Source organism: Rhizobium sp. BE258 (assembly GCF_031457345.1).
GTDB lineage: Bacteria > Pseudomonadota > Alphaproteobacteria > Rhizobiales > Rhizobiaceae > Rhizobium.
Genome location: NZ_JAVDWL010000009.1, coordinates 232,677 through 256,241 on the forward strand (window position 1 = coordinate 232,677; position 23,565 = coordinate 256,241).

The window sequence follows — 23,565 nt, forward strand, 5'->3', positions numbered from 1 at the left end:
GGAAAATAAGATTAAGATTCGAATATCGAAATGTAATTACAATATATTATAAAATATAAACTCAACATCAGGATTCATTATGATTATGTAATATATTACCTATAGTTCAGTACATTACTGTACGTTGGCGTTTATATATACATACGCGTGACAAATACGCAACATCGATACTTTACCACCCGTTGTGACAAACTTGTAATTTTGACGTTTCGTTCGCCCTGTACCCACCGCCTCGAAGTTGGGGGCATGCCACCTTCTTCTCAAAAACAAGGGCCGGGAAAGGGAATGCCGTTGGCAAAAAATCCCAGCCCAATCGAAACTTTGAATTGGAGGTTATCCATGAACATCAAGAGCCTTCTCCTTGGCTCCGCTGCAGCTCTCGCAGCAGTTTCCGGCGCTCACGCCGCAGACGCCATCGTCGCCGCAGAACCGGAAGCCGTCGAATACGTTCGCGTCTGCGACGCCTACGGCACCGGCTACTTCTACATCCCGGGTACCGAAACCTGCCTGAAGATCAACGGCTACATCCGTTTCGACGTCAACTTCGCGTTTGGCGACGGCACCGACAATCCGGCCACCGGCAAGGGCGGCGAAGACTGGAACGTCCGTACCCGCGGTCAGGTTCAGTTCACTGCCAAGAGCGATACCGAATACGGCCCGCTCACCGGCGTTATCGTTTACCAGGCCAACTATCGTGGCCCGGCAAGCAAGGACGGCGCTCTCAGCCCAAGCGGCGCTCAGAACGCAACCGTTCTCGACACCGCCTACATCGACATCGCTGGCCTGCGCGTCGGTAAGTTCGTCAACTGGTGGGATAACGACTTCTCGGGCGAATTCGACATCACCAACTCCGGCACCACGAGCTTCAACACGGCCCGTTACCAGTACGAAGCCAACGGCTTCTACGCTGGCGTCGCGCTCGAAGAACTCGGCGGTAACGGCTTCGCTTGGGAAACTGGCGGCAACGACCTCGGTATCGACGCTGCAATCGGCGGCAAGGCCGGCAGCTTCACCTACGAAGTTCTCGCTGGCTACGACGTCGATGCTGACAACTTCGCTGTTCGCGGCAAGATCGGCGCCGACATCGGCCCCGGCACGCTCGGCATCGCAGCGATCTGGGCTGACGGTCCTAGCGCCTACTTCACCAAGGGCGAATGGACTGTTGCAGCCCAGTACGCCATCAAGGCGACCGACAAATTCACGATCACCCCTGGCTTCCAGTACACCGGCAATGTCGATGTCACCGGCCTGGCTGGCGAGCAGGAATTTGACGGTGGTAGCGAGTGGCGCGCAGGCGTAACGCTCGACTATCAGGTCGTTCAGAACCTGGCAGCGAAGCTGGCCGTCACCTACGTCGATCACGACTCTGACACCTCTACGGTTGGCGCAAGCTACACCGGCGTTACGGGCTTCTTCCGCCTGCAGCGTGCATTCTAATCTGATCTGACTCCTTCGGATCGAGGCCCGTCCGGCTCTGCCGGGCGGGCTTTTTGCCGCGGCGGAACCAAGACCCTTCTCCAGCGCATTGCATTTCGCCGCGCCCGGATTTAGATCGCTTCCAAACTAGCCCATTCGAAAGGTTTCCAATGGCTGACGATCTCTTCCCGCTCGGCAAAGACACGACGCAATACCGCAAGATCAGCAGCGACTACGTCTCGGTCGACAGCTTCAAGGGTCAGGAGATCCTCGCGGTCGAGCCAGAGGGCATCCGGTTGCTGGCCGAGACCGCCTTTGCAGACATCAACCACCTGCTCCGCCCCGGCCATCTGAAGCAGCTCGCCTCGATCCTCGACGATCCCGAGGCCACCGACAACGACCGTTTCGTAGCCTACGATCTGCTGAAGAACGCCAATATTGCCGCCGGCGGCGTGCTGCCGATGTGCCAGGATACCGGCACCGCCATCATCATGGGCAAGAAGGGCCGCCGCGTCTGGACTGAAGGCGGCGATACCGCGGCGCTCTCCAGGGGCGTGCTTGACGCCTATGAAAAGAAGAACCTGCGCTATTCGCAGCTGGCGCCGATCAAGATGTTCGAGGAAAAGAACACCAAGAACAACCTGCCGGCCCAGATCGATATTTATGAAGAAGGCACCGACAGCTACGACTTCCTCTTCGTCGCCAAGGGCGGCGGCTCCGCCAACAAGACCTTCCTCTACCAGGGCACGCCATCGCTGCTGACGCATGACCGGATGATCGACTTCCTCAAGGAGAAGATCCTGACGCTGGGTACGGCAGCGTGTCCCCCCTACCATCTGGCGATCGTTATCGGCGGCACTTCCGCCGAGATGAACCTGAAGACGGTCAAGCTCGCCTCGACGCGTTATCTCGACGACCTGCCGACCGAGGGCTCGGAAAGCGGCCACGCCTTCCGCGATATCGAGATGGAAAAGGAAATCCACAAGCTGACGCAGCAGATGGGGGTCGGCGCCCAGTTCGGCGGCAAGTATTTCTGTCATGACGTGCGCGTCATCCGCCTGCCCCGCCACGGCGCTTCGCTGCCGATCGGCCTCGGCGTTTCCTGCTCCGCCGACCGTCAGGCCAGGGGCAAGATCACCCGCGACGGTATCTTCGTCGAACAGCTCGAGACCGACCCCTCGAAATACATGCCGGAGATCGACGAAACGAAGCTGTCGGAATCGATGGTCCGTATCGACCTCAACCAGCCGATGGCCGGCATTCTCGCCGAGCTTTCCAAGCATCCGGTCAAGACCCGCCTATCGCTGACTGGCACCATCATTGTTGCCCGCGACCTTGCGCATGCGAAAATCCGCGAACGCCTGGAAAATGGCGAAGGCATGCCTGACTATATGAAGAACCACCCCGTCTATTACGCCGGTCCGGCCAAGACACCGGCAGGCTATGCCTCCGGCTCCTTCGGTCCGACGACTGCGGGCCGCATGGACAGCTATGTCGACCAGTTCCAGTCCTTCGGCGGTTCGATGGTGATGCTCGCCAAGGGCAACCGCTCGCGCGCCGTGCGCGAAGCCTGCAAGAAGCATCAGGGCTTCTATCTCGGCTCGATCGGCGGCCCGGCAGCACGTCTGGCACAGGACTGCATCAAGAAGGTCGAGGTTCTCGAATATCCGGAACTCGGCATGGAAGCCGTCTGGAAGATCGAGGTCGAGGACTTCCCCGCTTTCATCGTCATCGACGACAAGGGCAACGACTTCTTCCAGGAACTCAATCTCGGCTGATGCCGGGACTACACGCATTAGCTTCCGGAGCGTTCAAAATAGCTTCGGAAGCAATGATATTGATATCTCTCTGCCGGCAGGGCAAAGCCACGTTCACAAAAGGGAGACGCCTTTACCGGCACCGTCAATGAAATAAGAACACGCTTATGCAAATTTTTTCAGAGATTTTCCGGGAAACTTTCAACCGGCCACAGCCGGAAGACAGCCTCAGGTGTGAGCATCCCTCAGATTCCTGAGTTTTTTCAATGCTATAGTATTTCTGGAATATGCAACCAGAATAATCACATGTAATCGTTGGTATATATCGTCTTAATTGTTTCCCAACGAATTTAAGCTAACCAATAGAAGATTGCTTTTCTAATTCCTTGAGGAGTATGCCGGATGAATACGGCTGCAGCGCAGAAAGCGCAGATCCCGGATGTCGCAGGCCAGATCACTTTTGCCATGCGTTCTATGGGCGTCGCGCCAATCCCGCGCAACTACGAACTCTTCTACGAAGCCTATATCGGTTCCAATCCGGCCCTGACGCGCGATCTCGCGGCACTGGGCGGACAGGCGACGCAGGAAGAACTCGACGAGCTCGGCTCGCAATACTTTACCCACTCTCCCGCCCGCGTCTTCGACGATGTCCATTCCCGCATCGCCGCCGAACTTGAGGGACTGCTCAGAGTGCTGCGCCAGGAGCAGACCTCTCTCGAGAGCTACAACAAGCTGCTCGGCGAAACCTACCGCCGCATCAACACCAAGAACACCACCAGTGTCGATCTCCTCGAAAACGCCATCACCCTGCTGACCCAGGCAACCGGCGACACCATGGCCCACGGCGAACGCACCGTCGAGAATGTCGCGCAACGCTCGCAGGAAATGGACGAGGTCCGCAAGGAACTCGACGAGTACAAGCGCATCGCCAACACCGACTCGCTGACCCGCCTGTCGAACCGCCGCGCCTTCGATGACCGGCTCGCCGCTGTTTTCGACAACGTCGCCCTGAAGCCGGTGACCGCTCTGGTGCTGGCCGATATCGACAACTTCAAGAAGATCAACGACACCTACGGCCACCCGGTCGGCGACAAGATTCTTGCCACAGTTGCCTCGGTTATCCGCGCCAATGTCCGCCGCGATATCTTCGTGGCACGCACGGGCGGCGAAGAATTTGCCCTGATTATCGACGGCAACACGCAGGAAGAGGTCATGGGCATGGCCGAGCGCATCCGCCGGACCCTCGAAGCGACGCCGTTCAAGAACTCCCGCACCCGGATCAACTATGGCCCGGTGACCGTTTCCATGGGTGTCTGCATGGCATCGCATGCCGACGACGCCGGAGAACTCTATTACAAGACCGATATCGCCCTCTACGGCGCCAAGCACGCCGGCCGCAACTGCAGCGTCCTCTATGAGGATGGCATGCAGAAGGACTTCACCAAGAGCTGGCTGATCTACAAGGCCTGACCATCGCCATCCGGTGACGCGCTACCACATCGTTTTCGCAGCCCGTCCCGCCCATTCGCGGTCATAGGTTTCGTAATCGAAATCGCCGGCCGCCGCCTTCAGCATCATACCCGGTGTCGGCAGCTTTGCCGGATCGGCGAAGGTTTCCGGGTTCCAGATCTGCGAGCGCATCAGCGCCCTGGCGCACTGGAAATAGACTTCATCGACAGTGATCACCACGACAGTGCGCGGATGCTTGCCGTCCATCTCGAAGCTTTCGAGCAGGCTCTCGTCATCAGAGACCACGCCGCGGCCATTGATCCGCATCGTCGTGTTCGATCCGGGCACCAGAAACATCAGCGCCAATCGCGGATCGCGAACGATATTTGAAAGCGAATCGACGCGATTGTTGCCGCGCCAGTCCGGAAGATGGAGGGTCTTCTCGTCGACGATCCTGACGACGCCGCCAATGTCGCCGCGCGGTGAGCAGTCGAGACCCTCAGGTCCAACTGTCGCGAGCGCCACAAACGGCGACGCCTCGATCATCTGCCGGTAGAGCGGCGTCAGCACCTTGGTGACCTTGGCAACCGAAGCCTGCGTCAACCCGCCTGCATAGATCTGGCCGAGCTCTTCCACGGTCCTGATGATTTTCATGATCGCCTGCCATCCTGGTTCACGGCTTTCATTAGCCGCCTAAGATGACGCTACAATGACGCGCGCCGCACCGGAAGCTCGAAAAGCGAAACGATCTCCGCATCGGTCTTGTCTGGCACGGCATCGAGAAACGACCTGATCTCCTGAAGCACCGATTCGGCACTGATAATCCGGCGGTGGCCGAAACCGTTGGCCCAGAAGAGTCTGACATTCGCTCCCGACGCTGCATAGCGCCGCGCATGATAGGCGTTTACTTCCTTGTCGTCTTCGGCATGGACGGCAAGAACCGGCACTGCGAGACGGCCAGCCGAAGTGCCGACATCGAAATCGGCGAGTTTGCGCCCGGTTACGCGCTGAACCTTGCGCTCCAAGGCCGCCTGCGCCTGCTTGCCAAGGCCGATCATCCGGCCGAAATCATGAAACAGCCAGGCCATCTCGCTTGGCGATCCGATGGTGAGGATCTTTTCCGCTTCCAGTTTGTGGATCTGCGGCAAGATGCCGGTCGCCGATACCATCAAAGCTGCACCGCCGAAGGAATGGCCGATGGCGGCATCGAATCGGCCGAAACGATCTTGGGCTGCCGCGATCGCCTCCACCGCCATGCCCATATGCAGCGAGCGTCCGCCGGAGATTCCATGTCCCGGGAAATCGAGCGCGATGACCTCGGCACCGTCCTTGGCCAGCATTGCGATCAGATCGGTCATATAGGCCATGCCCGAGCCCCAGCCGTGGGTTACGAGATAGCGCTTGCGCTGCCCTCTCGGTCCCCCATTGATCCTGTAGGCTCCAGCGCAGCGGCCGTTCGCAAGCCGGATCGCGATGCGTTCCGCGTCTTTCAGCCACGAGACGCCGGCCGCGTGTGCGGTCTTGGCCTTTGTCCCCTTCGGACGCAGCGGAGGCGTGCGGCAGAACAGGCGGAAGGCCGCCTCGCCCGCCAGATCGGGCGAAAGAGCCTGCAGCGCGCGAAATCCGAAGCGGGTGACCGCAAGCGCAAAGTTTGCCATAGTGGGAATCCAATAATGTTCAACACTGAACAATAAAGTACAACGATGAACAAAAATCAATCCCTTCCCTGGGATCATCCGCGTTTTCGCAGCTGGATCGCCGTTGCCCGCGCCTGCCAGCTGATGCAGCAATCGCTCGGCCGCTCGCTGGCCGAGCTCGATATCAAGACACCGCATCTCGATATCCTGATCAATCTCTACCGCTTCGAGGGCCTGACGCAGCAAGATCTGGCCCGCAAGCTGCTGGTCGGCCGCTCCAACATGAGCATGCTGCTGCCGCAGATGGAAAAGCGCGGCCTGATCGAGCGGCGCGGCGACGAGCGCGACAAGCGGGTGCTGCGGCTCTATTTGACGGAAGACGGCCGCGCGTTGACGGAAAAGGCCATGGTGATCCAGACCGACCTGATCGACCGCATGCTTTCGGATGAGCCGTTAGAGCAATGCATGGCCATGGCTGGCTCCATGGAGCGGATCATCGCGCTGCTGCAGCAGGACCTGAAGGACGACGACTGATCGTTAGTGCAGTGTCGGCGCAGGAGCCGCCGAACCCAGCGACCGGTACTCCCAGACCGCGACGATGACGAGCACCATTGCTGCCAGAATCCCCATCACGTAGATTTCGACGGCTGGCGACAGAAACGCCAGCAGGATCAGAAGGATGATGCCTGCCAGATGCGAGAGCGGCGCCCGCCCGCTGACGGCACCCTTGAACCAGAGATTTCCCGCCAAGAACAGCCCGGCCCCGCCAAGCACGGCAGCGGCAATGCCGATATCGCCAACCTCATGCGGATGCGAGAACATGAATTCCACAGCCACGGCATCAACGATGATGCCGGCCAGAATCGGGATATGCGCATAGGTGAACGCCTGGCGTGCCAGACTTCCTGGCGTCTCCTCGTGTTCGATCCGATGCGCGGCCCGCTCATGGCCGAAACGGAAATAGAGCCACCACATGGCAACGGTCGATGCAAAGCTGGTGACCAGAACGAGGCCGGTCATCGGCGAGAACGGCATTTCGGAGAATGTGCGGCCCGAGACGAGAACGGCCTCGCCGAGGCAGATGATGATGAACAGAGCGCAGCGCTCAGCCATATGCGCACCGGAAACATCCCAGTCGGCGGTGGTCGATTTGCCAAGACCCGGCACGAAGAAACCAGACGCAGGACCGGCATATTCGATGGCGAGCGCAATCACCCAGGCGATCAGTCTTGCCTCATGCTCGAGCAGTCCACCGGCGATCCAGAACACACCCGATACCGCCAGCCAGATGCTGATACGCGTGAAATTCAGATAGTTGGAATGGCTGGAATGCCGCACCGCATAGACGGTGAAAAGCGAGCGCCCCACCTGCATCAGCACATAGGCGCCGGCAAACAACAGCCCCTTGTCGCCGAAGGCTTCGGGGATCGACGAGGATAGAACGAGGCCGAGCAGCATCAGGACGATCAGCATCGCCCGCACCGGCATTTTATCGGGGTCCAGCCAGTTGGTCACCCAAGCCGTGAAGATCCAGACCCACCAGACCGCAAATGTCATCAGCGCCGCTTCGGCGGCACCGAGCGGTGTGTAGTGGGCGGCAAGCGCGTGTGAGAGCTGCGAAATCGAGAAGACGAAGACAAGGTCGAAGAACAATTCCAGAAAGGTGACCTTGCTGCCGCCCGGGCTGCCCTTCGCCCGGAGCCAGTTTCTCATCGCAGTTCCTGCCATCCATGCCCCCTATGGCTGTTGTCAATCAACGCGGCTGTTCCGCCACGTCCCGGCTCATGCCTTTTTCGGCCAGTTCCTTCTCGTAATCTGCAAACAGTTCGACACCCCGTTCGCCGAGTTCCCGCAGATAGGTCCAGGTGAAGATGCCGGTGTCGTGCATATCGTCGAAGCCGATGCGCACGGCGTAGTTCCCGGTCGGCGTCATGGCTATGATCGCCACGTTGCGCTTGCCGGGAACCGTGAGCTTTTGCCCCGGACCATGCCCCTGCACCTCCGCCGAAGGCGATAGAACACGCAGCATTTCGGCCGAGAGATCGAAGCTCTGACCATCGTTGAACGTCACGGCAAGACGCTGCCGGTCTTTCGAAACCCTGAGTTCGGTGGGCCAGATGTCGCTCATTGCTGCACTCCGTTCGCATTCGTTGAGTAGGCATTGAGGCGTTTTCTGGCAAGCTCAATCTACCGTGTGCCTGTACCGTTTACCTTGACGGCACAGTCACATATGACCACATTAACATGATTGCGGAGGTATTGGTGAACAGCAATGTCGGCACGATAGGAAGCGCTGCACCGCTCGTTGCGGATGCAAGCCCGATGATCGACCCGTTCGGACGGGCCGTCAGCTATCTGCGTGTGTCCGTCACCGACCGCTGTGATTTCCGCTGCACCTATTGCATGGCCGAGAACATGACCTTTCTTCCGAAGAAGGATCTGCTTTCGCTGGAAGAGTTGAACCGGCTCTGTTCCGCCTTCATCGCCAAGGGCGTCCGCAAGATCCGCCTGACGGGCGGCGAGCCGCTTGTGCGCAAGAACATCATGTTTTTGATCCGCGAGATCGGAAAGCAGGTCGGCACCGGCCTCGAGGAGCTGACGCTGACCACCAACGGCTCCCAGCTCGCCCGTCATGCCGAGGAGCTCTATGATTGCGGCGTACGGCGCATCAATGTCTCGCTCGATACGCTCGACCCGGACAAATTCCACAAGATCACCCGCTGGGGCGACCTGGAAAAGGTCATGCAGGGCATCGATGCGGCGCAGAAGGCCGGTTTGAAGATCAAGCTCAACGCCGTCGCGCTCAAGGATTTCAACGAGCATGAGATCCCCGGCATGCTGCGCTTCGCCCATGGCCGTGGCATGGACCTGACGGTGATCGAGACGATGCCGATGGGCGAAATCGATGAGGATCGCACCGACCAGTATTTGCCGCTTTCGGAGCTGCGCGCTTCGCTGGAAAAGCAGTTTACGCTAACCGATATCGGCTACCAGACCGGCGGCCCGGCGCGCTATGTGACGGTCGGCGAGACCGGCGGCCGCCTCGGCTTCATCACGCCGATGACCCATAATTTCTGCGAGAGCTGCAATCGCGTGCGGCTGACCTGCACCGGCACGCTCTACATGTGCCTCGGGCAAAACGATGCCGCCGACCTGCGCTCCGCGTTACGCGCCACCGAAGATGACGGTCTGCTCTATGCGGCGATCGACGAAGCCATCACCCGCAAGCCCAAAGGCCACGATTTCATCATCGACCGCACGCATAAAAAACCCGCCGTCGCACGCCACATGAGCGTCACCGGCGGGTGACCTCCTGGAATTTGCGCTAGCCGCCTGCGCTACGCCGCCCCTGCGGGATCGCCGATCGGCAGCAATGCCGGATTGGGCGGCGTCGGGTCGTTGGGGTTCTTGTTGTCGGCCGGATCCTGGGCCGGCGTCAGCGGCGGCTTCTCCTGAACACGATCCGGTATCCCGGGTGTCGGCGTTGGGCCGCGGGGCGTTTCGGCAGGGTTTGGAATTTCGGTCGGCATGATGATCTCCCTGAATTTCGAAAGCCGGCGACGTGCTGCTTTCGCTCATGAGGGAAACGCTACCGCTCCGCTTTTGTTCAAGCGGCCGTCGCGGCGCCGGACTGTTGCCCTATTGTGCACTGCGCCATCGATTTATGCACACTGTGACTTGCAATCGATTTCATTCCCGCTTCTTCCCCTCTAAAAGGGCCTCAGCATTATCGGGAATCTCTTAGCATGCCGCGGTCTCGCAATACCCAGGGCGCCATTTTCATGAGCATGGCCATGGCCGGTTTTTCGGCCAGCGACGCCCTCTCGAAATCGGTGATCGGTGACATGAATGCCGGGCAGATCATGTTCATCCGCGGCCTGTTCACGAGCGTCCTGGTTTATCTGATAGCCCGCAAGATGGGCGCCCTGCGCTCCTGGACGATCATTCTGAAGCCAATCATCATTCTGCGCGTCATCTGCGAGATGCTGGCCGCCGTCACCTACATCACGGCGCTCGGAATGATGCCGATCGCCAATGCCTCGGCGATCCTGCAATCGCTGCCGCTGGTGGTCACTTTCGGCGCCGCGCTGTTCTTCAACGAGCCGGTCGGCTGGCGCCGCTGGTCGGCGATCCTCGTCGGCCTGATCGGGGTGATGATCATCATCCGCCCAGGCCCGGAAGGTTTTACACCGGCAGCCCTGCTCTGCGTTGCCAGCGTTTTGACGACAGCCGGACGCGATCTCGCGACACGCTCGATCGATCCGGAAATTCCGTCGCTGATGGTGACTGTCGTCACCGCCATATCGGTCGCCTTCTTCGGCGCCCTCTTGATGCCGCCGCTTGGCGGCTGGCACCCGACGACATGGACCGCGCTATCCCATCTGCTACTCGCCTCTGTTCTCGTGCTGATCGGCTACCAGTCGGTGATCACGGCCATGCGGACCGGCGAAGTCTCCTTCGTGGCGCCCTTCCGCTACACGAGTCTGATCTTTTCCGGCCTCCTCGGCTTCCTGTTCTTCTCCGAACTGCCGGATGCCTGGACACTAACGGGTGCGGCGATCGTCATCGCCTCCGGCCTCTATACGTTCTATCGTGAGGCCAAGCGCCGCGTTGCACCGCTGGCGCAGGAATCCGAACCGAGAAGCCCAGTCTGAGATCCACCATGGCCGATTTCCCGCCGCAGAAGACCAACATCCCGGGCGTCATCCTCGCCGGTGGACGCTCCTCGCGCATGGGCTCCGACAAGGCCTCTGCCCATCTCGGCGGCCGCACGCTGCTGGACCACGCGATATCGCGGCTCTCGCCTCAAGTCTCGTCGGTTGCCGTCAACGCCGGCAGCGAACCGCAATGCGGCCTTGCCTTCATTCCGGATATCATCCCCGGCAAGGCCGGACCGATGGCAGGCATCCACGCTGCCATGGCCTATGCGGCGAAGCTCGAAGGCGTCAGCCACCTCGTTACCATCTCGATCGACAGCCCGTTCTTCCCGGCCGAACTGGTAGCAGATTTCATCGGTGCGCTCGATCACCCGGAAAAGATCGCGATCGCCGCATCGGAAGGCCGCAGCCACCCGGTCTTCGGCCTGTGGCCGGTCGCGCTCGCGGCAGATCTGGAATCCTGGATCGCAACCGACGAAAAGCGCCGCGTCCGCGACTTCCTGTTACGGCATGACGTTGCGGAAGTTCAATTTCCGCTCCGCCCAACTCGTGCCGCCATGCTCGATCCCTTTTTCAACATCAATACCCCTGACGATCTCATCGAGGCCGAGCGCTGGCTGCAGGCGCTGCCGTCATGAGCGGCCCGCGGGTCTTCGGCATCGCCGGTTGGAAGAACTCCGGCAAAACCGGGCTTGCCGTGCGCCTCGTCGAGGAATTCACCCGGCGCGGCTATCGCATCTCGACGATCAAACACGCCCATCATGACTTCGACATCGACAAGGTTGGCGCCGACAGCTACCGCCACCGGCAGGCCGGCGCGCATGAGGTGACGATCGTCTCCGGCACGCGCTATGCCATCATGCACGAACTGCGCGGCGAACCAGAGCCCGCCTTCGAAGAGATACTGGCTCGCCTCGCCCCTTGCGACCTGGTGCTGATCGAAGGCTACAAGCACGAAAAGATCCCGAAGATCGAGGCCCGGCGCCTGCAGGCCGCCAGGCGCGAACCGCTGGCGCCCACCGATCCCTATATCTGCGCGATCGCCGCCGACCATCCCGTCACGGATACGGCCCTGCCGCGCTTCGACCTCGACGACACGCTGGCGATCGCCGATTTCATCGCCGCAACCCTCGGCCTTCCCGCCTTTCAGCCATAGAAAAAGCCGCCAGTCGCCCGGCGGCTTTCATGTTGCCTAATTGGCCTGCCTCAGTTGTTGGAGGCGACCGGACGCACCAGCGGCGTGACGCGGCGGATGGTAACGCGGCGGTTCTCCTGGTTCGGACCTGCCGTATTGACCTTCAGATAGCGCTCGCCATAGCCCTGCGTCGCCATGTTTTCAGGCGGGATGCCATAGACATCCGACAGCACGTTGGCGACCGATTCCGCACGCTGGTCCGAGAGAACCAGATTGCTCTGGTCGGAGCCGACGGCATCCGTGTGACCTTCGATCAGGAAGGTCTCGCTCGGATCCTTCTGCAGCACCTCGTTCAGCGCATCCGCGACCTTGCGCAGGCTGCGCGCCTGGCTCATCGGGATTTCGGCACTGCCGGTGGCGAAGGTGATGGTATCGAGGTCGATACGGCGCACCTTGTCGCGGATACGGGCCGAATACTTCACTTCGTTCAGCGAGTAGACGCGCTCGACAGGCTCGACCGGCGGCTCACGCAGGAAGTCGTAATAATCGCGATCCGGGTCGCTGCTCGTATCGATGATGTAGTCGCGAACCGGGATCCGCAGACGCATCGGCGGCAGATCGGCACCCGGATCCTCGAAATAGTCCTGATCCGGATTGTCGTAGAGCTCCGGCGAGTAGTAGAGGACATACTCACGGCCGCGGCTATCGACACGCGAACGCTGGATGATGTCGCCATAGCGGTTGCGGATCGTCACGATGCGATAGCCGTCCGGGCGGTCGATCGTTTCGCGATAGCGGTCACGCGGCAGCTGCTCATACATCGGCCGTTCGCCATCGCGGATGAAGCGGCGGTCGTCGTCGCTGCGCACCACGATATTGTTGTTGATCTGCAGCAGAACGCGGTTGTCGTCGCCGACACGTCCTTCGACCTGCGCGCCGTCAGGACGCTGGAACTGCGGACGGCGGTCGAGCCGGCGGCCTTCCTCGGCGGTAACGGCTTCGATCTTGACCGGCGGACGGGCTTCGCCGCCAGCTGCGCGCTGTGCATCAGCATCCGACTTCGGCACGAAGACCGGCTGCTGCTCGTCCGCACGCTGCTTGTCGCGCTGGCGGCGCCCATCGCGGCCACCCGAGCGATCGGCATCCTTGTCGCTATCGAGAACGGCCGCACCATTCTCGACCGGCAGAACCACCGTCTCCGTGCTCTTGCTTGGATCGGCAGCGATCTGCTTGCGGCGCTCAAGCTCCTGTGGCGTCACCTTTTCAGGTGCCGGGATTGCCTGCTCGGCCACCGGCTGCTGACCGTTCACGGCGGGCTGTTCCGCAGTATTGGCACCGGGCTGCTGACCGGGAGCCGGCTGCTGCTCACCCTGCTGCGGCTGGCCTTCGACTGCAGGCTTCTGCGCTTGGCCGGGTTCTGCCGGAACCGGCGGCTTTGCCGGTACCGGCGATTCGGCCGGTACGGGTGCCTGATCGGGGGCTGGCGATTCCGTCGGCACAGGCGTCTTGCCTTCGGCAGGCTGCTCGGCCTGCTGGGCATTCTTCTTGCCGGGCTTTGCGGCAGGCTCTTGCTGCTGCTCGCCTTCGGTCGCCGGCTGCTTCTTGTCGCCCTTGCGCGGACGCTGCTGCTCGGGCTGTGCCTCTTCGGTTACTGCAGGCTTCGCTTCACCGGCCTGCGGCTTGGCCTCTTCTGTCTGCGGCTTGGCTTCTTCGGCCTTTGGCTTTGCCTTTTCTACTTCCGGCTTCGCCTGCTCTACCTGACGCTGGCCTTCGTTCTGTGCCGGAGCGGCCTCCTGCTGTTCAGGTTGCTGGTCGCGCTTGCGGCGCGGCTTCTCTGCTGGCTGTTCGGTAGGTTCTGCCTGCGGAGCTGCCTGCTCCTGCTGCTGAGCTTCGGGAGCCGCCTCGCGCTTCTTGCGGCGTGGCTGTTCTTGGTTTTCAGCTGGCTGTGCCGGCTCGGCCTGAGGGACAGCCTGTTCCGGTTCGGGGGCTGCTTCCCGCTTCTTGCGGCGCGGCTGCTGCTCTTCCGATGGCTGAGCCTGTTCCGCCTGCGGGGCTGCTTCCTCGGCCTGCGGCGCGGCTTCGCGCTGCTTGCGGCTCGGCGCTTCCTGCTGCTGCTGCTCGGCCTGCGGAGCGGCCTCCTGCTGTTGCTGCTGTTCGGCCTCCGGCTGCTTGTGGCGCTTCTTCAGCAATTCCTCTTCCGAAGGCGCATCCTGGGCAACCTCATACGAGCCGCTGATCGCCTGGGGCGACTGCGCCGCGCCGGTACCGCCGAGCGCTGACGCATGCACCGGCGTGACGGCCAATGTCAGCGAAAGCAGCGGAAAGGCAGCGCTGGCGAACAATCTCGATTTCATTCCCATAGGGTTTCCTCGTTCCTTATTGGCTTTTCAGAGTGCTTGTTGCGCGCACCCCGCATGTTGAGTCGGGACCGAAATTTCCGAGGCCCGGATTTGTTCCATGCGTTTTTTAGGAACACCTCCATTAACCCGCTATGAACACCCCGGTCCGCCTCCGTTCATCTTCGCCATAGTTTGCGACGCAACAAAGGCGCGCGGATTCCAGTTGCAATTTGCGGCAAAAAGGTTTGATTATCGCGTCAAGGCGGTGATCATGCCCGCCGCATTCTGGCCGCTGGCGGATAAAAAGAAGACGCAGCGGTCGCCAACAGAGAGGATCTCTATGCGTATCTCCAATCTCCTCGCCGCAGCGTCGCTTGCAGCGTTGTCCCTCTTCGCCGGCTCGGCAATGGCCGATGGCGAGAAGCTCGTGATCGGTACCGATTCCACCTACCCGCCTTTCGAATTCGTCGACGCCAGCGGCGAGATCAAGGGCTTCGACATCGACATCGCCAAGGCTCTCTGCGCTGAAATGAAGGCTGAATGCTCCTTCGTCAGCAACGACTGGGACGGCATCATCCCGGCTCTCCAGGCCAAGAAGTTCGACATGATCGTTTCGTCCATGTCGATCACGCCGGAGCGCTCGAAGCTCGTCGACTTCACCAACAAGTACTACAACACCCCGCCGGCAATCGCCGTGCCGAAGGATTCGACGATCACCGACGTCGCCGGCCTGAAGGGCAAGACGATCGGCGCCCAGACCTCGACCACCCACGCCAACTATGCTGAAAAGCACCTAGCCGATACCGAGCTGAAGCTCTACCCGACCGCCGACGAGTACAAGCTCGACGTTTCGAACGGCCGTATCGACGCCGTTATCGACGACGTCGTCGTTCTCTCGCAGTGGGTCAAGTCTGACGCCGGCGCTTGCTGCAAGATCCTGACCACGCTTCCCGTCGACAAGGAAATCAACGGCATCGGCGCCGGTATCGCAGTCCGCCAGGGTGACCCGCTGAAGGACAAGTTGAACACCGCGATCGCGGCGATCCGCGCCAACGGCAAGTACAAGGAAATTCAGGACAAGTACTTCGATTTCAACGTTTACGGCGATTGAGAAAAACTGTAACTGACCTGTAAAGATGATGGCGGAAGGCTTGCTCTTCCGCCATTTTTGTCTGACAACATGCTAAAGATCAAAACGGCATAAGCCGTGAGGGGAAAAGTGGATGGGCGGATTGTTTTCCGCGCTGGGCTCGCTCTGGGCCTGGATAGGGTATGTTTTCGATCCGCTATGCGGACCTGCCGGTCTTTTCACCTGGTTCGGCCAGTCGACGATCCTCGCCTGCGGCGATACCGGCTGGGGCGATGAAATCGCCGTCGGCCTGAAGACCACGGTCGCCGTCGCGCTGCTGACGCTGCCCGTCGGCCTGGTGATCGGCTTTCTGGTGGCGCTCGGCCAGCAGTCGGAAGAAAAGTCCGTACGGCTCGCCGCCGGCATCTACACCACGATCTTCCGCGGCCTGCCCGAGCTGCTGACGCTCTTCATCATCTATTACGGCATGCAGATCCTGATCCAGTCGGTGCTCGCCTCTTTCGGCTATGACGAGCGGATCGAGATCAACGCCTTCGTCGCCGGCATGATCGCCCTTTCTGTCGTCTTCTCGGCCTATTGCTCAGAAGTGCTCCTCTCGGCCTTCCGCGCCATTCCTAAGGGACAATATGAAGCAGGCGATGCGCTCGGCTTTCACCGCGGCCGCACGCTGCGGCTGATCGTTCTGCCGCAGCTGATCCGCATTGCCCTTCCCGGCATGACCAATCTCTGGATGATCCTGCTGAAGGATACGTCCTACGTCTCGATCATCGGGCTCGCAGATATCCTGCGCCAGACCGCCGTTGCCGTACGCGTCACCAAGCAGGCCTTCTTCTTCTATCTTCTCGCCTGCATCATCTATCTGGTGCTTGCAGTCATCTCCTCCTACGGCCTCAGCTATATCGAACGCTGGGCCAAGCGCTCGGAGGTTCGCCGGTGAGCGTCGCAGAAACCCTCATTCCGCCGCAGCCTGCGCCGAAGCATATCGCCAAGCCGCTCTCGGCGGCGCGCATCACCGGCACGATTCTCGTTCTCGTCTGGCTGGCACTCGCCGCGACCTTGATTTACATGGTCATCGCCGGCTGGGATCCGGACAAGTTCACGCGCTACGGGCCGCGCTACCTGCATGGCCTGATGACGACGATCATCCTGGTGGCGATTTCCGTCGTTTGCGGCGCTGTCCTGTCACTGCCGCTGGCCTTCGCCAGAATGTCGAAGAACAGGATCCTCAGCACCTTTGCCTATTGCTACGTTTACGTCTTTCGGGGCACGCCGCTGCTGGCGCAGCTCTTCCTCGTCTATTACGGCCTCGGCGGCTTCCGTCCGCAGCTCGAGTCCGTCGGCCTCTGGTGGTTCTTCCGCGATGCCTGGTATTGCGGCCTGTTCTCGATGACCATCAACACCGCCGCCTATCAGGCCGAGATCCTGCGCGGCGCCCTCGAAAGTGTGCCGAAGGGCCAGCATGAGGCAGCGGATTCGCTCGGCGTGTCCAAGGCCGTATCCTTCCGCAAGATCATCCTGCCGCAGGCGCTGATCGTCGCACTCCGCCCCTACGGCAACGAAATCATCCTGCTGATCAAGGGCTCAGCGGTCGTCGCTATCATCACCGTCCTGGACCTGATGGGCGAGACCCGTTACGCCTTCTCGCGCACCTTCGATTACCAGACCTATCTCTGGGCTGCGATCTTCTATCTGACGATGGTGGAAGCGCTGCGCCATTTCTGGAACTGGATCGAGCGCCGCCTGACCCGGCATCTAATCCGCTGACAGCTTTGGCAGCACTCGCGATGCGATGCTGCCAAACTATTGAAATCAAAGAAAAATGAATGGTTCTTTTGCCCGTTTGATGTCAATCTTCGGTTAACCACGCCGTGTTTCCATTTTAACTGCCGCTCATAGGCGGGAGTGGGAACGAAAGCGAGACTGACATGACAAAGGACATGGAAAAACAGCTCCAGGGTTACGGTCTGACGACGGCCCAGATCCTCTATCGGATGCCGGATCATCCGGCGATCCTGCAGACCTATCTCTGGCAGGAATACGACCTCGCCCCGGATTTTCCAGAGATGCGCGGCTTCCTGAAGTTCTGGCAGGAAAAGCTCGACGGCCCGCTGCACTCCGTCCGCTACATCCACCGCAAGCTGATCTCGGCGACCGAATGGCGCGCGCTGCGCGGCGAATTCATCATTCACTGAGCGGCCCGCCGCGTTCCATCACCGTCACGCTTGCCATTGCCAAAGCCGCCTCGCCGCCTTAGAGGCATCCATAAAGCGAAAAGGTGGACCGGCAATGGCAAAGAAGATCGACGAAGACGCACTGGCAGAAGCCTATAACCGCGCGCTCGCCCTCGAAAAGGCAGGCGACGTCGATGCGGCCGTCAAGGCCTACGAAGACGTACTTGCAATCGATCCCGACGACCACGGCGGTGCTGCCGTCCGCATCGCCTCGATGGGCCGCGGCGAAACGCCTGCAAAGGCGCCGGACGCCTATGTCGAGACCCTGTTCGACCAGCATGCCGAAGTCTTCGAAGACGTGCTCGTCGAGCAGCTCGGCTACCACGTGCCGATGATGGTGCGCCAGCGCCTGCAGGAGCTCAAGCTCGGCCCCTTCAAGCGCCTGCTCGACCTCGGCTGCGGCACCGGACTGACCGGCGGCACGCTGCGCGATCTCTGCGAAGACATGACCGGCATCGATCTCTCCGAAAACATGGTCGAGATCGCCCATGAAAAGGATCTCTATGAGACGCTGTTCGTCGCCGAGGCCGAGGATTTCCTCGAAGACAACGACGAAGACGCCTTCGACCTGATCACCGCCACCGACGTTCTGCCCTATCTCGGCGCCCTCGAACCGCTGTTCTTCGGCGCCGCCGAAAACCTCACGCCGCGTGGCCTCTTCATCTTCTCCTCCGAAAGCCTGCCCGCCGTCGACACCCGCCCCTACGCCGTCGGCCCGCACCAGCGCTTCCTCCACGCCGATACTTACATCCGCGAACGCCTCACGGCGACCGGCTTCGAATTGGTCGAGATGACCGAGATCAATGTGCGCATGCAGGAAGGCGAGCCAAGCCCGGGGCATTTGGTGATTGCACGGCTGGCTGGGTGAACGCCAAAGACCAGTCACAACTTAGGCGTTTATGACGTTGGTGGACGGCAGGCTTTAAACGACGGAAGCTCCTCCTGGGATGGGGGAATGTCCATGTTCGAAGACTTGTATGCGGTTTGGGAAAAAGCCGGCGTCCTCGGCCTTTTAGATTCGGTATGGCAATCAATTGCGACGATGAGCTGGGCGGCGCTTCTTCTGGCGCTTTTCGTTCCCGTACTTCTGATCTATTGCCGGAATGAAATACGAGTTCGCCGGCTGCGGCTCATAGCCGATTTCGTGCTCTCCTATCCGACGACGCGTGACAAGCGATCGGCCACATCCTCGGCAGGGCTTGAACCAGCAAGCAATCCGTCGCTTGAGCTGGTCACGGCGAAATACCTGGCCGATCTCGGTGACCCCGACTACAAACTCTCTCGCTCGAACTCCATGGAACTCGTCGAAGAGATCGAGCGGCGCATCCGGTCTTCTCGAATTTTCGGGAACCTCGGTGACTATAGACTGCTCGCCGCCTCGGCAGGCTTTGCTGTCCTCTGCTATTTCGGCTTCCTGAACCTGTTCAGCGTCGTAACCAACGGTTTCGAGATCCTGACGGCTTCCGGTGGCCGCGTATGCAGTATCGCCGCCGGTGCAACCACTTGCTGCCCGGAAGGTAGCGTCAACAGCCAGCTTCAAATAGTCGGATCACTCGCCTTTGCTGGGGCCTTCATTGCAGCATCTCGCCAGTTCGTCCGCAGTCTCGCGGTCTTCGACCTTTCTGCCTACACCTTCCTTTGGCAGACGGTCGAAATCTTCGCCTCGGTCATCATCGTGATCTTCCTCTACGAAGCGTTCGAAGACCCTTCAAAAGCGATTGAAGCGATCGTCGCAGGCGGAGACGCAGCGGCACGTCAGTGTGACGAAGTGCCTTGGATTTGGATGGCGCTGGCGCCGCTTCTTGGATTACTGCCGCAGAGCGCAACAAAATTTCTGTTGTTGAAGATGCAGTCACTCGTGGCTTGGGTCAAAACGGACGATGACCGCTTCAACGCGGTAACGCGCCTGACGCCGCTGGATGTAATTGATGGCATCGATTACCCGACGCGTTTCAGGCTTGAAGAGTGCGGCATCTACGATGTTCAGAACCTCGCGACCTATAATCCGATCATGCTGCATGTCGAGTCACCCTACGGGATCTATCAGACGATCGATTGGGTCGGACAAGCGCAGCTTTGTAACATCCTTGGCCTCGACAAATTCCTGCTGTTGAAACAGATGAACATCCGAACCGTTTTTGACCTTGAGAGGTCGCTGGATTTCTGGAGCATCGACGAGCGTCGATGGCGACCGTTCGAAGGACCGGACGAGTTCGATAAGATTTATGCCGGTGTCCTCTTTGCTGCGACAAACGCAATGCTGAAAATCGGCGAGGTGAGCGGCATTCAGCCACTCGTCAGCAGACAACCCAAAGCCGACTTACCTCCAGTGATCGAAGCCGTAGGCATAGATGCCTACTGCATCTGGGCACGCGAAGTTATCACCGCCGATCCGGCAACCACAAAGCGTTGCATCGAACACTTGATGGGCTGGATTGCCGACGATCTCCATGTCAGACGCTTGCGGCGTATTTGGCAGGAAATGTCGGATGACCTCGGAGAGCGTTCCAAGCGCATGGATACCTCATTCGTTCTTCGCCCTCCCGCGCCGGAGCCCGCTCAATAGTTACCCAATCAGCAAACTATCCCTTGCCACATCCATCCCATCCTGATACTTAGCCAATCAGCAAAGTTTTATCCCAGCTGAAAGGCCGCCTCATGTCGCTCGTGCTTTACGGACATCCGCTCGCCTCCTTCTGCCACAAGGTCCTGATCGCGCTTTACGAGAACGGCACGCCCTTCGAAGACCGGCTAGTCGATCTCTCGGACGAAAGTTCGCGGGCCGACCTCTTCCGCTACTGGCCTGTCGGCAAGATGCCGATCCTCAGGGATGAAGCGCGTGACAGCACCATTCCCGAAACCAGCATCATTATCGAATATCTCGACCGGCACTATCCCGGCGAAGCGCATCTGATCCCGGTTGATCCGGACCGCGCCCTGCAGGTCCGTCTGTGGGATCGTTTCTTCGATCTCTATGTCCAGACGCCGATGCAGAAGATCGTCGCAGACACGATGCGCGCCGCCGATTCGAAGGACCCGCAGGGCGTTGCCGACGCCCGCGGCACGCTTGAGATGGCCTATGACATGATCGAGCGGCAGCTGGCGGGCAATCTCTGGATATCAGGCGATGCCTTCACCATGGCCGATTGCGCTGCCGCCCCGGCGCTCTTCTACAGCGAGACATTGGTGCCCTTCGGTACGGAACGGCCGAAACTTGCCGGCTACTACCGCCGGCTCGTCGAGCGCCCCTCTTTTTCCCGGGTGTTGAAAGAGGCGCTGCCCTATTTCAAATTCTATCCCTACAAGCACCAGCTGCCCGAGACGATCCGCAAGGCGATGCCCGCCGAATGATCATCGAAGCCGCCACACTCGACCGGATGTTCCACGCGCTCTCGGATCGCAGCCGCCGTGGCATGATCGATCGCCTCGGCCGCGGCCCGGCATCGGTCACGGAACTTGCCGAACCCCTGACGATGGCATTGCCAACGGTCCTGAAACATCTGAACGTGCTTGAAGACAGCGGCCTTGTTCAATCTGAAAAGACCGGCCGCGTCCGCACCTACCATCTGCGGCAGGAACGGCTGGCAGAACTCGAGCGCTGGATCGGCGAGCGCAAGGCCGAATGGAACGCTGCCTTCGACCGCCTGGACCAGTTTCTTGGGGAAGAGGAACCGACACCGTGACCCAGCCATCCGCAACGCATACGACCTTCACGATCGAGCGTCAGCTGAAGGCGAAGCCCGAGCGCGCCTTTCGCGCCTGGGCCAATCCGGCCTCGAAGCAGACCTGGTTTGCCTGCCATGACGGCTGGGTGACGATCGAATACCGGCTGGATTTTCGCGCCGGCGGCAGCGAGCGCAATCACACCGCTGATGGCGAAGGGTTGCTGCATGCCTATGACGCCCATTATCTCGACGTCGTCGAGAATGCCCGCATCGTCTACGCCTACGAGATGAAGCTCGGCGAGACCCGCATCTCCGCGTCCCTTGCCACCGTCACTTTCGAGCCGTCAGCGGCGGGCACCCGCATGCTGTTTACCGAGCAGGTGGTGTTCCTCGACGGCTATCCCGATGATGGCCTGCGCCGCCAAGGCACCGAAATCGGCCTCGACAATTTCGAGGCCTTCCTGGATCGCGAGGCAAGCGGCACGCATTGACGCCTTCAGCGGCCGGTGCCCAGAATGGCGCCAAGCAGCTTGCCTTCGAGTTCGGCGAGCTCCGGATTGCCATGACGGCGCGGATGCGGATACGGAACCGCAACATCAAGCGCGATCCGTCCCTCTTCCAGCACGATCACCCGGTCGGCCAGATGCACGGCTTCGCTGACGTCATGGGTCACCAGCACGCTGGTAAAGCCGAGTTCGCGCCAGACGCGGTTGATCAGTTCCTGCATGCTGATGCGGGTCAGCGCATCGAGCGCGCCGAGCGGCTCGTCTAGCGCCAGAACGCCGGGCTTGCTCACCAGCGCGCGCGCCAATGCCACGCGCTGACGCTGCCCGCCGGATAACCGCGAAGGCCATTCCTTCGCCTTCTCCGCCAGCTGAACTTCGGACAGCACGGCCGCGGATTCTGCAAGTGCCCGCCGCTTATCGACGCCGTCGCCAAGGCCGACCGCAACATTCTCGACAACGCTCAGCCACGGCAGAAGCCGCGGCTCCTGGAAGACAATGCGAGCGTTCGGCTGGCTTTCCTCGCCATTGCTGCTTTCGAAGCGGATGCTGCCCGCCGTCGGCTGGTCGAGGCCCAGCAGCACGCGCAGCAGCGTACTCTTGCCGCAACCGCTCTTGCCGATGACCGCGATAAATTGACCGGCCGGGATATGCAGGTTGATGCCGCGCAGCACGCGGTTGCCGTCAAAGCTCTTCTCGAGCCCCGTCAGGGTGATCGCGGCAGCAGTCCCCGGTGCGATCCGGGCGGCGTCGATGTCTGCCTCGTATTCGGCCTCGACAGGCTCGCGGAAGCGTTCGTGGGTGATCACGGTCATCGTCTCGCTCCTATTTCTGATAGATCGGGTTCCAGGTGAGCGTGCGCCGCTCCAAAGCCCGCGCCACGACATCGGCGAGCTTGCCGAGCACCGCATAGATCACCAGCGCCAGCACCACGACATCGGTCATCATGAACTCGCGGGCATTGTTGGCCATGTGGCCGATGCCTGCCGAGGCAGCGATCGATTCCGAGACGATCAGGGTCAGCCACATGATGCCGAGCGCATAGCGCAGGCCGACGAAGATCGACGGCAGCGCGCCCGGAAAGATCACCTTGCGGAACAGCGTCCAGTTGCCCATGCCGTAAACCCTGCCCATCTCGATCAGATCGCGATCGACATTGCGCACGCCATGATAGGTGTTGAGGTAGACCGGGAAGAGCACGCCGAGCGACGTGAGAAACAGCTTCGATTCCTCGCCGATCCCGAACCACAGGATAACGAGCGGGATCATTGCCAGATGCGGGATGGTGCGCAGCATCTGCAGCGTCGTGTCGGTCAACTGCTCGGAGAGTTTCGAAACGCCGTTGGCGATGCCAAGCAGGAAACCGATCGAGCCGCCCACCAGCAGGCCGGCAAAGGCGCGGCCGGCGCTGACCAGCACGTCATGCGGCAGCTGGCCCGAGGTCGTGGTCGACCAGAAGGCGACGGCGACATCGGCGGGAGACGGCATGATGCGCGAGGAGATGAGCCCTGCCGACGACGCGATCTGCCAGCAAATCACGATTGTCACCGGCAGAAGATAGGGCAGCAGCGCGGAGCCGTCAGGCAGCCGCGGCAGCGCCCGGCCCTTCCGGCTTGGCTGCGCTGCGGCGACGCGCGCCAGCGGCGTTTCGAATACCGACATGCTCATCTCCTCGCTATCATCCG

General features: G+C 60.6%; 25 protein-coding genes. 17 read left to right on the forward strand and 8 right to left on the reverse strand.

What is annotated here, in order from left to right; translation table 11 throughout:
• Nucleotides 1-339 precede the first annotated feature (339 nt).
• The 3 genes from J2X43_RS27580 (at nt 340) to J2X43_RS27590 (ending at nt 4,643) form a co-directional block, all read left to right on the forward strand.
• A complete protein-coding gene (locus tag J2X43_RS27580; RefSeq protein ID WP_112387197.1) occupies nt 340-1,437 on the forward strand; it encodes a porin in 1,098 nt (365 codons plus the stop codon).
• Nucleotides 1,438-1,586: 149 nt separating this feature from the next.
• On the forward strand, nt 1,587-3,194 hold the full coding sequence (locus J2X43_RS27585) for a fumarate hydratase (RefSeq protein ID WP_310300180.1): 1,608 nt from the start codon (nt 1,587-1,589) through the stop codon (nt 3,192-3,194).
• A 381-nt stretch (nt 3,195-3,575) separates the two neighbouring features.
• Nucleotides 3,576-4,643 (forward strand): GGDEF domain-containing protein, encoded by a 1,068-nt coding sequence (locus tag J2X43_RS27590; protein ID WP_112387195.1) that lies wholly within the window; start codon nt 3,576-3,578, stop codon nt 4,641-4,643.
• A gap of 21 nt (nt 4,644-4,664) precedes the next feature.
• On the opposite strand, the gene J2X43_RS27595 is transcribed toward J2X43_RS27590, so the two are convergent.
• Both J2X43_RS27595 and J2X43_RS27600 read right to left on the reverse strand, forming a co-directional pair.
• Complete coding sequence (locus J2X43_RS27595) at nt 4,665-5,276, reverse strand: pyridoxamine 5'-phosphate oxidase family protein (protein ID WP_310300182.1); 612 nt, start codon at nt 5,274-5,276, stop codon at nt 4,665-4,667.
• A 50-nt stretch (nt 5,277-5,326) separates the two neighbouring features.
• The gene (locus J2X43_RS27600) at nt 5,327-6,280 is read right to left on the reverse strand and encodes an alpha/beta fold hydrolase (RefSeq protein WP_310300185.1); all 954 of its coding nucleotides are present in this window, start codon (nt 6,278-6,280) and stop codon (nt 5,327-5,329) included.
• 45 nt (nt 6,281-6,325) lie between these two features.
• On the opposite strand from J2X43_RS27600, the gene J2X43_RS27605 reads away from it, so the two are divergent.
• Complete coding sequence (locus J2X43_RS27605) at nt 6,326-6,793, forward strand: MarR family winged helix-turn-helix transcriptional regulator (protein WP_112516060.1); 468 nt, start codon at nt 6,326-6,328, stop codon at nt 6,791-6,793.
• A 3-nt stretch (nt 6,794-6,796) separates the two neighbouring features.
• Here the strand turns inward: J2X43_RS27605 and J2X43_RS27610 are convergent, their stop codons facing one another.
• Both J2X43_RS27610 and J2X43_RS27615 read right to left on the reverse strand, forming a co-directional pair.
• Nucleotides 6,797-7,987, reverse strand: coding sequence for a low temperature requirement protein A (locus J2X43_RS27610; protein WP_310300188.1), 1,191 nt, complete (start codon nt 7,985-7,987; stop codon nt 6,797-6,799).
• A gap of 25 nt (nt 7,988-8,012) precedes the next feature.
• Nucleotides 8,013-8,387 (reverse strand): gamma-butyrobetaine hydroxylase-like domain-containing protein, encoded by a 375-nt coding sequence (locus J2X43_RS27615; RefSeq protein WP_112516058.1) that lies wholly within the window; start codon nt 8,385-8,387, stop codon nt 8,013-8,015.
• 134 nt (nt 8,388-8,521) lie between these two features.
• Here J2X43_RS27615 and moaA point away from each other — a divergent pair, with 134 nt between their 5' ends.
• Complete coding sequence (gene moaA / locus J2X43_RS27620) at nt 8,522-9,568, forward strand: GTP 3',8-cyclase MoaA (protein ID WP_112539286.1); 1,047 nt, start codon at nt 8,522-8,524, stop codon at nt 9,566-9,568.
• Between the two features lie 29 nt (nt 9,569-9,597).
• Here moaA and J2X43_RS27625 read toward each other — a convergent pair whose 3' ends face one another.
• The gene (locus J2X43_RS27625) at nt 9,598-9,789 is read right to left on the reverse strand and encodes a hypothetical protein (protein WP_112387188.1); all 192 of its coding nucleotides are present in this window, start codon (nt 9,787-9,789) and stop codon (nt 9,598-9,600) included.
• A gap of 216 nt (nt 9,790-10,005) precedes the next feature.
• On the opposite strand from J2X43_RS27625, the gene J2X43_RS27630 reads away from it, so the two are divergent.
• Genes J2X43_RS27630 through mobB form a run of 3 tightly spaced genes read left to right on the forward strand, consistent with a single transcriptional unit; the run spans nt 10,006 to nt 12,073 of the window.
• Nucleotides 10,006-10,914, forward strand: a complete 909-nt coding sequence (locus J2X43_RS27630; RefSeq protein WP_112539287.1) for a DMT family transporter — start codon at nt 10,006-10,008, stop codon at nt 10,912-10,914.
• 8 nt (nt 10,915-10,922) lie between these two features.
• Nucleotides 10,923-11,555 (forward strand): molybdenum cofactor guanylyltransferase MobA, encoded by a 633-nt coding sequence (gene mobA, locus J2X43_RS27635; protein WP_310300194.1) that lies wholly within the window; start codon nt 10,923-10,925, stop codon nt 11,553-11,555.
• Entirely contained in the window at nt 11,552-12,073 is a 522-nt protein-coding gene (mobB, locus tag J2X43_RS27640) for a molybdopterin-guanine dinucleotide biosynthesis protein B (RefSeq protein WP_310300197.1), read from the forward strand. Before mobA ends, mobB begins: the two co-directional genes overlap by 4 nt.
• Nucleotides 12,074-12,123: 50 nt before the next feature.
• Here mobB and J2X43_RS27645 read toward each other — a convergent pair whose 3' ends face one another.
• Nucleotides 12,124-14,412, reverse strand: coding sequence for an OmpA family protein (locus J2X43_RS27645; protein WP_310300199.1), 2,289 nt, complete (start codon nt 14,410-14,412; stop codon nt 12,124-12,126).
• 319 nt (nt 14,413-14,731) lie between these two features.
• Between J2X43_RS27645 and J2X43_RS27650 the strand changes: the two genes are divergently transcribed.
• The 9 genes from J2X43_RS27650 (at nt 14,732) to J2X43_RS27690 (ending at nt 21,868) form a co-directional block, all read left to right on the forward strand.
• Nucleotides 14,732-15,502, forward strand: coding sequence for an ABC transporter substrate-binding protein (locus J2X43_RS27650; RefSeq protein WP_112387471.1), 771 nt, complete (start codon nt 14,732-14,734; stop codon nt 15,500-15,502).
• 112 nt (nt 15,503-15,614) lie between these two features.
• Complete coding sequence (locus tag J2X43_RS27655; protein WP_112387183.1) at nt 15,615-16,418, forward strand: ABC transporter permease; 804 nt, start codon at nt 15,615-15,617, stop codon at nt 16,416-16,418.
• Nucleotides 16,415-17,245: an ABC transporter permease gene (locus J2X43_RS27660; RefSeq protein WP_310300202.1), complete on the forward strand. Its 831-nt coding sequence runs from the start codon at nt 16,415-16,417 to the stop codon at nt 17,243-17,245. The genes J2X43_RS27655 and J2X43_RS27660 overlap by 4 nt, the downstream gene beginning before the upstream one ends.
• A 161-nt stretch (nt 17,246-17,406) precedes the next feature.
• A complete protein-coding gene (locus J2X43_RS27665) occupies nt 17,407-17,673 on the forward strand; it encodes an usg protein (RefSeq protein ID WP_112387181.1) in 267 nt (88 codons plus the stop codon).
• A 94-nt stretch (nt 17,674-17,767) separates the two neighbouring features.
• Nucleotides 17,768-18,580: a methyltransferase gene (locus tag J2X43_RS27670; RefSeq protein WP_112539292.1), complete on the forward strand. Its 813-nt coding sequence runs from the start codon at nt 17,768-17,770 to the stop codon at nt 18,578-18,580.
• An 87-nt stretch (nt 18,581-18,667) separates the two neighbouring features.
• Nucleotides 18,668-20,278 (forward strand): hypothetical protein, encoded by a 1,611-nt coding sequence (locus J2X43_RS27675; protein ID WP_310300209.1) that lies wholly within the window; start codon nt 18,668-18,670, stop codon nt 20,276-20,278.
• Between the two features lie 92 nt (nt 20,279-20,370).
• A complete protein-coding gene (locus tag J2X43_RS27680; RefSeq protein WP_112539294.1) occupies nt 20,371-21,063 on the forward strand; it encodes a glutathione S-transferase family protein in 693 nt (230 codons plus the stop codon).
• Nucleotides 21,060-21,395 carry a metalloregulator ArsR/SmtB family transcription factor gene (locus tag J2X43_RS27685; RefSeq protein ID WP_310300212.1) on the forward strand — a complete coding sequence of 112 codons (336 nt, stop codon included), beginning with the start codon at nt 21,060-21,062 and terminating at the stop codon, nt 21,393-21,395. Before J2X43_RS27680 ends, J2X43_RS27685 begins: the two co-directional genes overlap by 4 nt.
• Nucleotides 21,392-21,868 carry an SRPBCC family protein gene (locus J2X43_RS27690; protein WP_310300215.1) on the forward strand — a complete coding sequence of 159 codons (477 nt, stop codon included), beginning with the start codon at nt 21,392-21,394 and terminating at the stop codon, nt 21,866-21,868. The genes J2X43_RS27685 and J2X43_RS27690 overlap by 4 nt, the downstream gene beginning before the upstream one ends.
• Nucleotides 21,869-21,873: 5 nt before the next feature.
• On the opposite strand, the gene J2X43_RS27695 is transcribed toward J2X43_RS27690, so the two are convergent.
• Both J2X43_RS27695 and J2X43_RS27700 read right to left on the reverse strand, forming a co-directional pair.
• Nucleotides 21,874-22,695: an ATP-binding cassette domain-containing protein gene (locus J2X43_RS27695; protein ID WP_310300218.1), complete on the reverse strand. Its 822-nt coding sequence runs from the start codon at nt 22,693-22,695 to the stop codon at nt 21,874-21,876.
• A gap of 10 nt (nt 22,696-22,705) precedes the next feature.
• On the reverse strand, nt 22,706-23,542 hold the full coding sequence (locus tag J2X43_RS27700; RefSeq protein WP_310300221.1) for an ABC transporter permease subunit: 837 nt from the start codon (nt 23,540-23,542) through the stop codon (nt 22,706-22,708).
• Between the last annotated feature and the right edge of the window lie 23 nt (nt 23,543-23,565).

Bases quoted from the DNA above. Each gene is read 5' to 3' on its own strand.
- J2X43_RS27580 (WP_112387197.1), top strand. From the start codon at position 340: ATGAACATCAAGAGCCTTCTCCTTGGCTCCGCTGCAGCTCTCGCAGCA.
- J2X43_RS27585 (WP_310300180.1), top strand. From the start codon at position 1,587: ATGGCTGACGATCTCTTCCCGCTCGGCAAAGACACGACGCAATACCGC.
- J2X43_RS27590 (WP_112387195.1), top strand. From the start codon at position 3,576: ATGAATACGGCTGCAGCGCAGAAAGCGCAGATCCCGGATGTCGCAGGC.
- J2X43_RS27595 (WP_310300182.1), bottom strand. From the start codon at position 5,276: ATGAAAATCATCAGGACCGTGGAAGAGCTCGGCCAGATCTATGCAGGC.
- J2X43_RS27600 (WP_310300185.1), bottom strand. From the start codon at position 6,280: ATGGCAAACTTTGCGCTTGCGGTCACCCGCTTCGGATTTCGCGCGCTG.
- J2X43_RS27605 (WP_112516060.1), top strand. From the start codon at position 6,326: ATGAACAAAAATCAATCCCTTCCCTGGGATCATCCGCGTTTTCGCAGC.
- J2X43_RS27610 (WP_310300188.1), bottom strand. From the start codon at position 7,987: ATGGCAGGAACTGCGATGAGAAACTGGCTCCGGGCGAAGGGCAGCCCG.
- J2X43_RS27615 (WP_112516058.1), bottom strand. From the start codon at position 8,387: ATGAGCGACATCTGGCCCACCGAACTCAGGGTTTCGAAAGACCGGCAG.
- J2X43_RS27625 (WP_112387188.1), bottom strand. From the start codon at position 9,789: ATGCCGACCGAAATTCCAAACCCTGCCGAAACGCCCCGCGGCCCAACG.
- J2X43_RS27630 (WP_112539287.1), top strand. From the start codon at position 10,006: ATGCCGCGGTCTCGCAATACCCAGGGCGCCATTTTCATGAGCATGGCC.
- mobA (WP_310300194.1), top strand. From the start codon at position 10,923: ATGGCCGATTTCCCGCCGCAGAAGACCAACATCCCGGGCGTCATCCTC.
- mobB (WP_310300197.1), top strand. From the start codon at position 11,552: ATGAGCGGCCCGCGGGTCTTCGGCATCGCCGGTTGGAAGAACTCCGGC.
- J2X43_RS27645 (WP_310300199.1), bottom strand. From the start codon at position 14,412: ATGGGAATGAAATCGAGATTGTTCGCCAGCGCTGCCTTTCCGCTGCTT.
- J2X43_RS27650 (WP_112387471.1), top strand. From the start codon at position 14,732: ATGCGTATCTCCAATCTCCTCGCCGCAGCGTCGCTTGCAGCGTTGTCC.
- J2X43_RS27655 (WP_112387183.1), top strand. From the start codon at position 15,615: ATGGGCGGATTGTTTTCCGCGCTGGGCTCGCTCTGGGCCTGGATAGGG.
- J2X43_RS27665 (WP_112387181.1), top strand. From the start codon at position 17,407: ATGACAAAGGACATGGAAAAACAGCTCCAGGGTTACGGTCTGACGACG.
- J2X43_RS27670 (WP_112539292.1), top strand. From the start codon at position 17,768: ATGGCAAAGAAGATCGACGAAGACGCACTGGCAGAAGCCTATAACCGC.
- J2X43_RS27675 (WP_310300209.1), top strand. From the start codon at position 18,668: ATGTCCATGTTCGAAGACTTGTATGCGGTTTGGGAAAAAGCCGGCGTC.
- J2X43_RS27680 (WP_112539294.1), top strand. From the start codon at position 20,371: ATGTCGCTCGTGCTTTACGGACATCCGCTCGCCTCCTTCTGCCACAAG.
- J2X43_RS27685 (WP_310300212.1), top strand. From the start codon at position 21,060: ATGATCATCGAAGCCGCCACACTCGACCGGATGTTCCACGCGCTCTCG.
- J2X43_RS27695 (WP_310300218.1), bottom strand. From the start codon at position 22,695: ATGACCGTGATCACCCACGAACGCTTCCGCGAGCCTGTCGAGGCCGAA.
- J2X43_RS27700 (WP_310300221.1), bottom strand. From the start codon at position 23,542: ATGTCGGTATTCGAAACGCCGCTGGCGCGCGTCGCCGCAGCGCAGCCA.